Here is a 12,951-nt window from a genome sequence, read left to right on the forward strand (position 1 = left end):
GCGTGTCGGTGTCCCGACGCGGATCGGTGCGCCTCACCTACGAACTAGAATCCGCAGCATGACTACTCCGCTGGTTCCCGGGCGCATCTCGCCGCCCCGTTCGGTCCCCTCCGCCGTCGCGCGTCCGGAGTACGTCGGCAAGAAGCGCCCGGTCGAGGGCGTGCTCGGCGATGTGCAGACGCCCGAGACCATCGAGGCCATGCGGCTGGCCGGGCGGATCGCCGCCCAGGCGCTGCGCGAGGTGGGCGAGCACGTGGCGCCGGGCGTCACCACCGACGAACTCGACCGCGTCGGCCACGAGTTCCTCTGCGATCACGGCGCCTACCCCAGCACGCTCGGCTACAAGGGCTACCCCAAGTCGCTGTGCTCCTCGCTCAACGAGGTCATCTGCCACGGCATCCCCGACGACACGGTCATCTCCGAAGGCGACATCGTCAACATCGACATCACCGCCTACATCGGCGGCGTGCACGGCGACACCAACGCCACGTTCCTCGCCGGCGACGTGGACGAGGAGTCGCGCCTGCTCGTCGAGCGCACCCGCGAGGCCACCGCGCGCGCCGTCAAGGCGTGCCGGCCCGGCCGTCAGCTCAACGTCGTCGGCCGGGTGATCGAGTCCTACGCCAAGCGCTTCGGCTACGGCGTCGTCCGCGACTTCACCGGGCACGGCGTCGGCCCCGAGTTCCACTCCGGCCTGGTGGTGCCGCACTACGACGACCCCCGCGCCACCACCGTCATGGAGCCCGGCATGACCTTCACCGTCGAGCCGATGATCACGCTGGGCACCATCGACTACGAGGTGTGGGACGACGGCTGGACCGCGGTGACCGCCGACCGCAAGCGCACCGCGCAGTTCGAGCACACCCTGCTCATCACCGACGAGGGAGCCGAGATCCTCACCCGGCCCTAGCGGCATACCGGGCATACCGAGGGCGCCCCCGGGCGCGAGCGCGAGACATTCGGCCGCGCCGGGCGAGGGGAGCGAGCGGTGCGCATCCTGGTTTCGGCCGACATGGAGGGCGCCACCGGCGTCACCTGGCCCGCCGACGTCACCCCCGGCACCGAGCAGTGGCAGCGCTGCCGCGCGATGTTCACCTCCGACGTCAACGCCGCCGTCTCGGGCCTCTTCGCCGGCGGCGCCACCGAGGTGCTGGTCAACGAGGCGCACGCGACCATGCGCAACCTGCTGCTGGAGCGGCTGGACGAACGCGCCGCCATGATCACGGGCCGCCACAAGGACCTCTCCATGGTCGAGGGGATCCAGCACGGCGGGGTGGACGGCGTCGCCTTCCTCGGCTACCACAGCGGCGCCGGCGCCGAGGGCGTGCTCGCCCACACCTACCTGCCCAATTCCATCACCGGCGTGTGGCTGGAGGGCGAGCCCGCCGACGAGGGCGGGCTGAACGCCTGCGTCGCCGCCGAGTACGGCGTCCCCGTCGTGCTGGTCACCGGCGACGACCGGGCCTGCGCCGACGCCGCCGCCTACGCGCCCGACGCCCGCACCGTCGCCGTCAAGCGCTACGTCTCGCGCTACGCCGCCCGGTGCCGCCCGCCCGGTGCCACCGCGACCGACATCGCCGCCGCGGCCGAGGCGGCGGCCGCCGACGCGGGGGCGGCCGAGCCCGGGCGCCGCGGGCCGCTCACCGTCGAGGTCGAGACCGACGCCGCCCACCTCGCCGGAGCGGCCGCGCTCGTGCCCGGCGTCGAGCTGGTCGGCCATCGGCGTGTCCGCTACACCTCGCCAAGCGCCTTTGAGATGATCCGCAGCTTCAAGGCCGTCACCACGCTCATCGCCAACGCCGTGGAGGCCGACTACGGCTGAGCCGGCCGGCGCGGGCTCGGGCGACGCACGCACGCATACCGGCCGCCCCGGTGGCCGGCGGGCACGGACGGGAAGGCATGCACGAGGCTCAGCACGCCCAGACCGCACCACAGGCCGCATCCGGCGCCGCGGAGGGGGAGGGGCTCGGTCGGCTCGACGCGGAGGCTGTCCGCTTCACCTCCGAGCTGGTCCGCATCGACACCACCAACCGCGGCGGCGGCGACGGCGACGAACGGCCCGCCGCCGAGTACGTCGCCGAACGCCTGTCCGATGCGGGGCTCGCGCCGCGCCTGCTGGAATCGGCACCGGGCCGGGCCAACGTCGTCGCCCGCGTCGCAGGCGCCGACCCCGCCGCGCCGGCGCTGCTGGTGCACGGCCACCTCGACGTGGTGCCGGCGGATGCGGCCCGGTGGAGCCTGCCGCCGTTCAGCGGCGAGGTCCGCGACGGCGTGGTGTGGGGCCGCGGCGCCGTCGACATGAAGGGCACCGTCGCCATGGTGCTGGCTCTGGTGCGCCACTGGGCGCGCACCGGACTGCGGCCGCGCCGCGATCTCGTGCTCGCCTTCACCGCCGACGAGGAGGACAGCGCCGCCTACGGCGCCGAATGGCTCGCCCGCGAGCACGCCGGGCTGTTCGAGGGCTGCACCGAGGCGATCGGCGAGTCCGGCGGCCACACCGTGCACACCGCGGCCGCCGACGGCACGCCGGTGCGCCTCTACCCGGTCGGCGCGGGCGAGCGCGGCACCGCTTGGCTGCGGCTGAGCGCAGCGGGGACCGCCGGGCACGGCTCCAAGACCAACCGCGACAACGCCGTCAGCGCGCTGGCCGCCGCCGTCGCCCGTATCGGCGAGCACCGCTGGCCGGTGCGGCTGACACCGGTGACCCGCGCCGCCCTCGACGGCCTCGCCGCCGCGCTGGGCGTCGAAGCCGCCACAGGTGACCCCGGCTTCGACCCCGAACGCGACACCGACGCCCTCGTCGACCGGTTCGGCGGCGCCGCCGAGCTGGTGCGGCCCACCGTGCGCTGCAGCAGCGCCCCGACCATGCTGCAGGCCGGGTACAAGGTGAACGTGGTCCCCGCCGAGGCTGGCGCCGCGGTCGACGGCCGGGTGCCGCCCGGCGCCGAGGAGGAGTTCGCCGCCACACTGGACGAGCTCACCGGCGCGGGGGTGCGGTGGGAGTTCCAGCACCGCTCCCGCCCGCTGCAGTCGCCGGTGGACGCGCCCGTCTTCGAGGCCATGCGCGAGGCGCTGCTCGCCTTCGACTCCGGCGCTCACGTGGTTCCGGTGTGCCTGAGCGGCGGAACCGACGCCAAGCAGTTCGCCGAGCTGGGTATCACCGGCTACGGGTTCTCTCCGCTGCGCCTCCCGCCCGACCTGGACCACGCGGCGCTGTTCCACGGTGACGACGAGCGCGTTCCGGTCGAGGCGCTGCACTTCGGCGTGCGCGTGCTGGACCGATTCCTGCGCGGCACCGGATGACGCGCCTGCGGACCACCCGGACCACACGGACCACGATCAAGAAGGGTCTTCTGTCGTGAACCACGGCATTCCATGCGGTTCCTGGCCGTCGCCCGTCGAAGCGGGCGGCGTCGCCCGCCACTCGGGCGCGCCGAACTGGCCTGCGGCGCTCGGCGACGAGGTGTGGTGGGCCGAGCCGCGCCCGGCCGAAGGCGGCCGGGTGACGCTGTGCCGCACCCGCCTCGACGACCCCGCCGCCCGCCCGCAGAGCCTGCTGCCCGCGCCGTGGAACGTGCGCAGCCGCGTCCACGAGTACGGCGGCCGCTCCTACGCGCTGCTGCCCTCGGAGGCCGGCACCGCGGTCGTCTTCGCCGAGTTCGCCGATCAGCGCCTCTACCTGTGGGAGCCCGGCGGCGAGCCCGCGCCGCTCACACCCGGGCCCGCGCCCGGCGAGCCCGCCGCGCCGCGCTTCGTCGAACCCGTCGCGGCTCCCCGGGGCCGCGAGATCTGGTGCGTATGCGAGCGCCGCACCGGAGCGGCCCCCACCGACGTGCGCCGGGCGATCGTCGCGGTTCCGCTGGACGGCTCGGCCGCGGACGACGCCGGCTCGCTGCGCGAGGTCGCCGCCGGGCACCGCTTCCTGGCCTGCCCCCGGGTGTCTCCCGAGGGCCGCCGGCTGTCCTGGATCGGCTGGGACCACCCCGACATGCCCTGGGACAGCACCGTGCTGCACGTGGCCGAACTGGGCCCGGACGGGCGCGCGGCGGGCGCGCCGCGCACCGTCGCGGGCGGGCCCGGGGTCTCCGTCGTCCAGGCCGAATGGGCCGGCCCCGACACGCTGTACTGCGTCGCCGACTACAGCGGCTGGTGGAACCCCTACCGGATCACCGCCACCGACGGCGAATGGGACGAACCGCGCCCCGTGGCCGCCGCCGAGGAGGAGTTCGGCGGGCCGCTGTGGCAGCTCGGCTACACCTGGCTGGCGGTGCCCGACAAGGGACCGGTGGCCGCCGTGCACGGCCGCGCCACCACCGCCCTCGGCCGGATCGACCCCGCCACCGGCGCCATCGCCGACGCCGCGACCCCCCACACCGAGTGGTTCGGGCGGCTGGCCGTCGGCGGCGCCGACGGCGACACCCTCATCGGCCTCGCCGCGGCGGCAAACACCGCCCCCGAGATCGTGGCCGTGGGGCCGGGCGGCTCCTGGCGCTCGCTGAGCGACCCCGCCCGCCACAGCGCCGCCGGCACCGCATCCGCGCAGCCGCCCGCCGGGGGAGTCGACCCGTCCTACCTGCCGCTCCCGCGGCCGCGCGTGTTCACCGGCCCCGACGGGCGCGAGGTGCACGCCAACCTGTACCCGCCGCGCAACCCCCGGGCCGAGCCCGCCGCCGGCGAGCTGCCGCCGTACTCCGTATGGGCGCACGGCGGTCCCACCGGCCGCGCGCCGATGATCCACGATCCGGAGATCGCCTACTTCACCAGCCGGGGGATCGGCGTCGTGGAGGTCAACTACGGCGGCTCCACCGGCTTCGGCCGCGCCTACCGCGAGCGGCTGCGGGAGAACTGGGGCGTGGTCGACGTGGAGGACTGCGTGGCCGCCGCGCACGCCCTGGCCGCCGAAGGGCTCGCCGACCCCGACCGCATCGCCGTGCGCGGCGGCAGCGCCGGCGGCTGGACCGCGGCCGCCGCGCTCGCCTTCACCGACGTCTTCGCCTGCGCGGCGATCCTGTATCCCATCGTGGACCTGGCCGGATGGCGCACCGGCGAGACCCACGACTTCGAGTCGCAGTACCTGGAGAGCCTGGTCGGCCCCTGGCCCGAGGCCGCCCGGCGCTACGCCGACCGGTCCCCGGTCAACCACGCCGCCGACGTCGGTGCGCCGTTCGTGCTGATGCAGGGGCTGGAGGACGAGATCTGCCCGCCCGCCCAGGCGGAGCGGTTCCTCCACCGCGTGCGCGGCGTGCCGCACGCCTACCTGGCCTTCGAGGCCGAGCAGCACGGTTTCCGCCGGGAGCCCACCATCACCGCCGCGCTGCAGGCCGAACTGTCGCTGTACGCTCGGGTGTTCGGCTTCGAGACCGACGCGCCCCGGCTGGAGCTGCGCCCGTGACGGCGGCGGCCGGGCTGCGCGGGCGGCGGCTGCACCCCGGCGACGCGGTCTCCGTGGTCGCCCCGTGCAGCCCGGTGCCCGGCGACGTCCTGGACGCCGGGCTGGCCGTGCTGCGCGGCTGGGGACTGGAGGTGGTCGAGGGCGAACACCTGCGGGGCAGCCACCCCCGACTGCCCTACCTGGCCGGCACCGACGCCGAGCGCGCGGCCGATCTGCAGCGGGCCTGGCTGGACCCGCGCACGTCGGCGGTGGTCTGCGCGCGCGGCGGCGACGGCGCGCACCGCGTGCTGGACCGGCTGGACTTCACCGAGCTGCGCAGCGCCCCGGCCAAGGTGCTGGTGGGGTTCAGCGACGTCACCGCGCTGCACGAGGCGTTCGCGGTCGAGCTGGGGGCGGCCACTCTGCACGGCCCTGTGGTGGGGCTGGAGTCCTTCACCGAGGACGCGGCGGCCGCCGAGCACCTGCGCACCACCCTGTTCGCGCCGGAGAGCGCCACCGTGCTCACCGCACCGGGCGCCGAGACGCTCGTAGCGGGCAGGGCGCGCGGCGTCACCGTCGGCGGCAACCTGAGCGTGCTCAACGACAGCCTGGCGGCCCCGCACAGCCGCGCCTCGGCTGCGGGCGGCCTGGTGCTGCTGGAGGACGTGGCCGAGGACGTCTCCCGCATCGACCGGATGCTCACCCAGTTGCTGCGCAGCGGCTGGATGGAGGGTGCCGCCGGCGTCCTGCTGGGGTCCTGGGCCCGGTGCACCCCCGACGCCGCGACCGTGCGCACGCTGATGCTGGAGCGACTGGCGCCGCTGGGCGTCCCCGTGGTGGGCGAGTTCGGCTTCGGCCACCGCCCCGCCCAGCTCACCGTTCCGCTGGGAGCCGCCGCCGTCCTCGACGCCGGGGCGCGCACCCTCGCCCTGGAGCGGCCCGCGCTGCTGTAGCGGGTGTGCGGCGGCTCGCCGATCGTCGGTGCGGGCGGGCGACCTTCGGCGTAGGCGGCCCGCGCCGGCCGCCGCCGTCGGTCCAACCCGATTCCAACCCGGAGCATGATGCGGGCCCACGCGGGGATGCCGATACTGGAAGGAAGAGGCAGGCGAAGAAGGAGACACCGAGTCACACCCGGGCAAGGAGGCCGAGATGGTCGCGATCACGTCGCCGCACCACTGGAAACGGCGGCCCCGACAGGGTGGCGCCGGCGCCGAGCGGGCGCACAGTCCCTCCGGTATCGGCCGGTTCGGACCGCGCCGCGTGCTCTCCGCCCTGCTCGCGGCACTCCAGGCGATGGTCGACGCACAGGGTCTGCTCCCCGAGCCCGACCCCGCGCGGGTGCGCACCATGCTCATCGAGATCGGCGAGCTCGATCCCGCCGCGCCGCCGCAGGAGCGGCGCCGGGCCCTGGCTGCCTTCCAGCGCGCGAGCGGACTCGCCGACGACGGCGTGGCCGACGGCCGCACCGTGTCCATGCTCTCCCGCGCCTGGCGGGAGCGCCGCGAAATGCACGCTCTGGGCGTCGATCCCGGCTGAGGCGCCGCTGAGTCCGGCGGTGCCGCGCCACACGGGGCCGGGCGCGGCCGCCGCCGCGCCGCGGTGCCGCGGTGCCGCGGTGGTGCCGCGCGGCCGGGTGACCCGCCGAACACCGCCGCGCCTGCCGTGGGCACCCGGGTAGCTGGCAGGATCGGGCCATGGCAGAGCAGAGATCCCCATACGACCTTCCCGACGCCTCCGGGCTCTCCGTCGCGGTGCTCGGCGGCACCGGCGACCAGGGCCGCGGCCTGGCGCTGCGGCTTGCGATGGCGGGCAACCGGGTGGTCATCGGTTCGCGCAGCGCCGAGCGCGCGCAGACCGCCGCCGCGGAGTTGGGCGCGGACATCCCGGTCAGCGGCGCCGGCAACGCCGAGGCGGCGCGCGGATGCGACGTGGTCATCGTGGCCGTGCCCTGGGAGGGCCACGGCGAACTGCTGCGATCGCTGGCCGGCGACCTGGCGGGCAAGCTCGTGGTCGACTGCGTGAACCCGCTGGGCTTCGACAAGAAGGGGCCCTACGCACTGCAGGTCGAAGAGGGCAGTGCCGCTCAGCAGGCCGAGGCGCTGCTGCCCGACAGCCGCGTGGTCGCGGCCTTCCACCACGTCTCCGCGGTGCTGATGCTGGACCCCGCCGTCGAACGGGTCGAGCTGGACGTACTGGTCCTGGGCGACGACCGCGACGCCACCGACACCGTGCGCGCACTGGCCGCCCGCATCCCGGGGGTGCGCGGGATCTACGGCGGCCGGCTCCGCAACGCCCACCAGGTGGAGGCGCTCACCGCCAACATCATCGCCGTGAACCGCCGCTACAAGGCGCACGCGGGAGTGCGCGTCACCGACGTATGAGCATCCGGCCGGTGGCGGGCCGCGCTGCGCCGCCCGCCACCGGCTCCTGCCGCAGGGGCGACCCCGCTTGGTCGGCGGGCAGCGCCGAACACGGCACCGGGTACGCGGTCGACGGAACCCGGCAGGCTCAGACCATGGAACGCAGCTTCTCGATGAGCTTGACCGGGTCGTCGCCCACGGGGGTCACGTTGAGGTGGGTGACGCCGGCGGCGCGGAAAGCGGCGACGCGCTCGCGGACGTAGGACTCCGGGCCGACCAGGTTGGTCAGCTCCACCATCTCGTCGGGCACCGCGGCCGCCGCCTCGTCCTTCTTGCCGTCCAGGTAGAGGTCCTGGATGCGTTCGGCGGCCTCCTCGAAGCCGTAGCGCCGGGCGACGTCGTTGTAGAAGTTCTTGCCCTTGGCGCCCATGCCGCCGACGTAGAGCGCGATCATCGGGCGGGTGAAGTCGGCGAGCTTGCGGGTCTCCTCGCCCTCGCCGATGGCCAGCAGCCCGCCGGCGGAGATCTGCAGCTCGCCCAGCGCGGGGTCGCGCTTGGCCTTGCCGCGGGCCAGCGCCTCGCCCCACACGGTGCCGGCCCGTTCCGGGATGAACAGGTGCGGCAGCCAGCCGTCGGCGATCTCGGCGGTCATGGCCACGTTCTTCTCGCCGAGGGAGGCGACGAAGATCGGCACGCTGCTGCGCACCGGGTGGTTGATGATCTTCAGCGGCTTGCCCAGGCCGGTGCCCTGCTCGGGCGGCAGCGGCAGGGTGAGGGCGCGGCCGTCGTGGGTGAGCCGCTCTTCGCGCGCCCACACCTTGCGGCAGATCTCGACGATGTCGCGGGTGCGGCCCAGCGGCTTGGTGTAGGGGACGCCGTGCCAGCCTTCGATGACCTGCGGGCCGCTGGCGCCGAGCCCGAGCACGGCGCGGCCGTCGGAGAGGTAGTCGAGGCCGGCGGCCGTCTGGGCGATGAGGGTGGGGGTGCGGGTGTACAGGGGCAGGATCGCCGAGCCGATGTTGACGCGCTCGGTGCGCGCGGCGATGTAGCCCATCAGGGTGGGGCTGTCGTAGCCGTAGGCCTCGGCGACCCACACGGTGTCCAGCCCGGCCTTCTCCAACTCGACGACCTGGTCCACCGCCGGCTTGGCCTCGCCGGCGTACTGCAGCGGCATGGAGATGCGCATGGTGCCTCCCTGTGACTCGCGCGGCGGGGCGCGCACGGATGCGGCAACTCTACTACCGAGTAACGTTCTAATGTGCTGGCGGCCCGGGTGTCGCGGCGGGCGCCTTCACGGCCGTTTCGCCGGGTATCCGGCAGTGCCGGAGTGGTGCCGGGCCCGCCGGCCCCGGTGCGGCTCCTCCGTGCGGGACGCCCGCCGCCCGGTCGGGGGACCGGCGCCGGGCGCGCCGTAGCGCGCACCGCCCGCCGGATGCCGGCATCGGGCGGGCGGTGCGGCGCGGTCAGTTGTAGGAGTGCTCCGCGTCGGGGAACGAGCCCTGGACGACCTCGTCGGCGAAGGTGCGCGCGGCCGAGGAGAGCGTCTCGTTGAGGTCGGCGTAGGCCTTGACGAACTTGGCCACGTGCGGGCTCAGCCCGGCCATGTCCTGCCACACCAGCACCTGGGCGTCGGTGCCCGGGCCGGCGCCGATGCCGATGGTGGGGATGGTCAGCTGCTCGGTCACCCGCGCGGCCAGTTCGCTCGGGACGCACTCCAGGACCACCGAGAACGCTCCGGCGCGCTCCAGCTCCTTGGCGTCGGCCAGCAATGCGGCCCCGGCCTCCTCGCCGCGGCCCTGCACCCGGTAGCCGCCCAGGGTGTTGACCGACTGCGGGGTGAGCCCGATGTGGCCCATGACCGGGATGCCGGCGGCGACCAGTGCCTCGACGTGCGGGGCGACGCGCTTCCCGCCCTCCAGTTTCACCGCCTGGGCGTGGCCCTCCTTCATGAACCGGGCGGCGGCGTCCAGCGCCTGCTCGGGTGAGCCCTGGTAGGAGCCGAAGGGCAGGTCGGCGACGACGAGTGCGCGTTTGGTGGCGCGTGAGACGGCCGCGGTGAGCGGCAGCAGGTCGTCGACCGTGACGGGCAGCGTGGAGTCGTAGCCGTAGACGACCATCGCCGCCGAGTCGCCCACCAGCAGGACCGGGATGCCGGCCTCGTCGAAGACGCGTGCGGTCAGTGCGTCGTAGGCGGTGAGCATCGGCCAGCGCTCGTTGCGCTCCTTGGCGTGCAGGACGTCGCGGACGCTGACCCTGCGGTCGGCGGTTCCCCCGTAGAGGGCGGGGGCGGATGCGGTTGTGCTCATGGTGCTCTCCTCCGGTGTCTCGAAGCGCGGCTGCGGCGTCTCCGGACGGTGTCGGACAGGCCGGGCGGCAGGGGGCCGTCGGCTGATTCATCATCCCATAGCAGGATTCGCGGCCTTCACCGTGTCCCAACTCCGCGGGGGCCGCGGATCATCCCGGGGCCCGCCCGCCTCCGCACACCCGTGCGCCACCCGCCCGACCGCCGGTTTCGCGAGGCGTACGGCTGCCGCCGGCGGGCTTCCGGCCTGCGTCCGCCGGGCGGCTCCGTATCGGAGTTTCGGCACTCGGTGCCCCTCTTCGGCACCACAATGCGCAATGCACGCTGACGTGAACCGCGGTATGTGCGGACGGAAAGAATTCGCTCTATCTGCGAAAATCGCCACTGAATCGGCAGAATTGGACCAACCGCCGCGGGATGGTGGATATATTGTCGGTGGCTCCGACGAGGCGCGGTAATGCGGGCGCGGGCGCCGCCATAAGAAGCGCGGCCGACCACTATCGATGTGCGCAGCAATGCCATAAACTGTTCCGCACAACGGCCTCCGGAACCACGCATCCCGCTCCCGGCCGTGCGGCGATGCACTCTGCGGGTTTCACCAGCCACGGACCCGAATAGCAGATACCCGGCCGCCTCGCGCCAGGAAGGAATTTCCGTTGTGAGTGGGCACCCCCCCGCCCCGGACGCAGCATACGCCGTCCCGACCGAGACCCCGGTGCCGCCCGTCAAGGTGCTCGTCGTCGACGACCACGCCTTCTTCCGGCGCGGACTCGTCTCGGTCCTGGACGACGAGCCCGACATCGACGTGGTCGGCGAGTCCGCCGACGGCCAGCACGCCGTGCGCACGGCGGCCGACCTGGTCCCCGACGTCGTGCTGATGGACGTGTGGATGCCCGGCAGCAGCGGTATCGACGCCTGCACCGGGATCAAGGACATGGTGCCCAGCGCCAAGATCGTCATGCTGACCATGAGCGACGAGGAGGACGATCTCTTCGAGGCCCTCAAGGCGGGAGCCACCGGCTACCTGCTCAAGGAGATCTCCGTCGACGAACTGCCCTCCGCCGTGCGCGCCATCGCCAGCGGGCAGTCCTTCATCACCCCGTCCATGGCCACCAAGCTCATCGGCGAGTTCACCGCCCTGGCCAAGAAGGACGGGGGCCGCGCCCGCCGGGTCCCCGCCCCGCACCTCACCGGCCGCGAAACCGAGGTCCTGCGCGGCGTCGCGCGGTGCCGCAACAACAAGGAGATCGCCGAGCAGCTCTTCATCTCCGAGCACACGGTGAAGAACCACGTGCGCAACATCCTGGAGAAACTGCAACTCCACTCCCGCACCGAGGCGGCGGTCTACGCGGTGCGCGAGAAGTTCCTCGACGGCGAGTAGGCCCGCGGTGCGGTCCCGCGTCGGCCCCGCCCGGGGACCGCCGCGGCCGAGGGCCGGAAGCCTACCGCTCAGCCGGACGCCCGCACCCCCGGCGGGATGCGCGGGCGCCCCGCGGCCGGCTCAGAGTGTCGGCAGGTAGCGCTGCAGCTCGTAGGGGGTGACCTGGCGGCGGTAGGACTCCCACTCCGCCTTCTTGTTGCGGAGGAAGAAGTCGAAGACGTGCTCGCCCAGTGTCTCGGCGACGAGTTCGCTGTTCTCCATCGCCCGGATGGCCTCGTCCAGGCTCTGCGGCAGTGGCGCTATGCCCAGTGCGCGGCGTTCGGAGTCGGTCAGCGCCCACACGTCGTCCTCGGCGCCCGGAGGCAGCTCGTAGCCCTCCTCGATGCCCTTCAGGCCCGCGGCCAGGATCAGGGCGTAGGCGAGGTAGGGGTTGCAGGCCGTGTCGACGGAGCGGAACTCGATCCGGCTGGAGTTGCTCTTGTCGGGCTTGTACATCGGCACCCGCACCAGCGCCGAGCGGTTGTTGTGGCCCCAGCACACATACGCCGGAGCCTCGCCGCCGGCGCCCGCCGAGGCGGCGGCGTTGTCCCACAGCCGCTTATAGGAGTTCACCCACTGGTTGCACACCGCGGTGATCTCGCCGGCGTGGCGCAGCAGGCCGGCGATGAACCCGCGGCCGACCTTGGACATCTGGTATTCCGCGCCGGGCTCGTAGAACGCGTTGCGCTCGCCCTCGAACAGCGACATGTGGGTGTGCATGCCCGAGCCCGGGTACTCGGTGAAGGGCTTGGGCATGAAAGTGGCGTAGACGCCCTGCTCCATCGCCACCTCCTTCATCACCAGACGGAACGTCATGATGTTGTCGGCGGTGGTCAGCGCGTCGGCGTAGCGCAGGTCGATCTCCTGCTGGCCCGGGCCGCCCTCGTGGTGGCTGAACTCCACGGAGATGCCCATGGCCTCCAGCATGTTGATGGCGTTGCGCCGGAAGTCGTGCGCGCTGTTGTGCGGGGTGTGGTCGAAGTAGCCGCCCGAGTCGTTGGGTTCGGGGAATTCGCCGTGCTCCGGCTTCTTCTTCAGCAGGTAGAACTCGATCTCGGGGTGGGTGTAGAAGGTGAACCCGAGGTCGGACGCCTTGCTGAGCTGGCGTTTGAGCACATGGCGGGGATCGGCGTAGCTGGGGCTGCCGTCGGGCATCAGGATGTCGCAGTACATCCGCGCCGTGCCGTGCGGCTCGTTGCGCCACGGCAGCACCTGGAACGTGGCGGGGTCGGGCTGGGCCAGCATGTCGGCCTCGTAGACCCGCGCGAACCCCTCGATCGCCGAGCCGTCGAAGCCGATCCCCTCGGTGAACGCGGCCTCCAGCTCGGCCGGGGCTACGGCGACCGACTTGAGGTAACCGAGCACATCGGTGAACCACAGTCGGACGAACCGGATATCGCGCTCCTCCAGGGTCCGGAGCACGAACTCCTGCTGTCGGTTCACGGTCCACCTTCCTCGTAGTGGTGCACGCGGCGTCGCCGTCCGTCGCGGTCGGTAC

At 73.5% G+C, this 12,951-nt stretch carries 11 protein-coding genes; 8 read left to right on the plus strand and 3 right to left on the minus strand.

From position 1 onward, the window contains the following. The first annotated feature begins 58 nt into the window (after nucleotides 1-58). From map to npdG, 7 genes are all read left to right on the plus strand, one after another. Nucleotides 59-910: a type I methionyl aminopeptidase gene (gene map / locus EKD16_RS09470; protein ID WP_131098048.1), complete on the plus strand. Its 852-nt coding sequence runs from the start codon at nucleotides 59-61 to the stop codon at nucleotides 908-910. 78 nt (nucleotides 911-988) lie between these two features. Next, nucleotides 989-1,822, plus strand: a complete 834-nt coding sequence (locus EKD16_RS09475) for a M55 family metallopeptidase (RefSeq protein WP_131098049.1) — start codon at nucleotides 989-991, stop codon at nucleotides 1,820-1,822. Between the two features lie 77 nt (nucleotides 1,823-1,899). Then, nucleotides 1,900-3,303: a M20/M25/M40 family metallo-hydrolase gene (locus EKD16_RS09480; protein ID WP_131098050.1), complete on the plus strand. Its 1,404-nt coding sequence runs from the start codon at nucleotides 1,900-1,902 to the stop codon at nucleotides 3,301-3,303. 55 nt (nucleotides 3,304-3,358) lie between these two features. Then, nucleotides 3,359-5,392 carry a prolyl oligopeptidase family serine peptidase gene (locus tag EKD16_RS09485; protein ID WP_131098051.1) on the plus strand — a complete coding sequence of 678 codons (2,034 nt, stop codon included), beginning with the start codon at nucleotides 3,359-3,361 and terminating at the stop codon, nucleotides 5,390-5,392. Then, a complete protein-coding gene (locus tag EKD16_RS09490) occupies nucleotides 5,389-6,324 on the plus strand; it encodes a S66 peptidase family protein (protein WP_131098052.1) in 936 nt (311 codons plus the stop codon). The genes EKD16_RS09485 and EKD16_RS09490 overlap by 4 nt, the downstream gene beginning before the upstream one ends. A 196-nt stretch (nucleotides 6,325-6,520) precedes the next feature. Continuing rightward, entirely contained in the window at nucleotides 6,521-6,907 is a 387-nt protein-coding gene (locus tag EKD16_RS09495) for a peptidoglycan-binding domain-containing protein (RefSeq protein ID WP_131098053.1), read from the plus strand. 158 nt (nucleotides 6,908-7,065) lie between these two features. Next, a complete protein-coding gene (npdG, locus tag EKD16_RS09500; protein WP_131098054.1) occupies nucleotides 7,066-7,752 on the plus strand; it encodes an NADPH-dependent F420 reductase in 687 nt (228 codons plus the stop codon). A gap of 127 nt (nucleotides 7,753-7,879) precedes the next feature. On the opposite strand, the gene EKD16_RS09505 is transcribed toward npdG, so the two are convergent. After that, entirely contained in the window at nucleotides 7,880-8,917 is a 1,038-nt protein-coding gene (locus tag EKD16_RS09505) for an LLM class F420-dependent oxidoreductase (protein WP_131098055.1), read from the minus strand. Between the two features lie 277 nt (nucleotides 8,918-9,194). Next, nucleotides 9,195-10,037: a 3-methyl-2-oxobutanoate hydroxymethyltransferase gene (gene panB / locus EKD16_RS09510; RefSeq protein WP_131098056.1), complete on the minus strand. Its 843-nt coding sequence runs from the start codon at nucleotides 10,035-10,037 to the stop codon at nucleotides 9,195-9,197. A gap of 654 nt (nucleotides 10,038-10,691) precedes the next feature. Here panB and EKD16_RS09515 point away from each other — a divergent pair. Further along, complete coding sequence (locus EKD16_RS09515; RefSeq protein ID WP_207391483.1) at nucleotides 10,692-11,414, plus strand: response regulator; 723 nt, start codon at nucleotides 10,692-10,694, stop codon at nucleotides 11,412-11,414. A 120-nt stretch (nucleotides 11,415-11,534) separates the two neighbouring features. Here the strand turns inward: EKD16_RS09515 and glnA are convergent, their stop codons facing one another. Beyond that, the gene (glnA, locus tag EKD16_RS09520; RefSeq protein WP_207391484.1) at nucleotides 11,535-12,896 is read right to left on the minus strand and encodes a type I glutamate--ammonia ligase; all 1,362 of its coding nucleotides are present in this window, start codon (nucleotides 12,894-12,896) and stop codon (nucleotides 11,535-11,537) included. Nucleotides 12,897-12,951: the final 55 nt, after the last annotated feature.

It is taken from the genome of Streptomonospora litoralis, from assembly GCF_004323735.1.
Lineage (GTDB): Bacteria > Actinomycetota > Actinomycetes > Streptosporangiales > Streptosporangiaceae > Streptomonospora > Streptomonospora litoralis.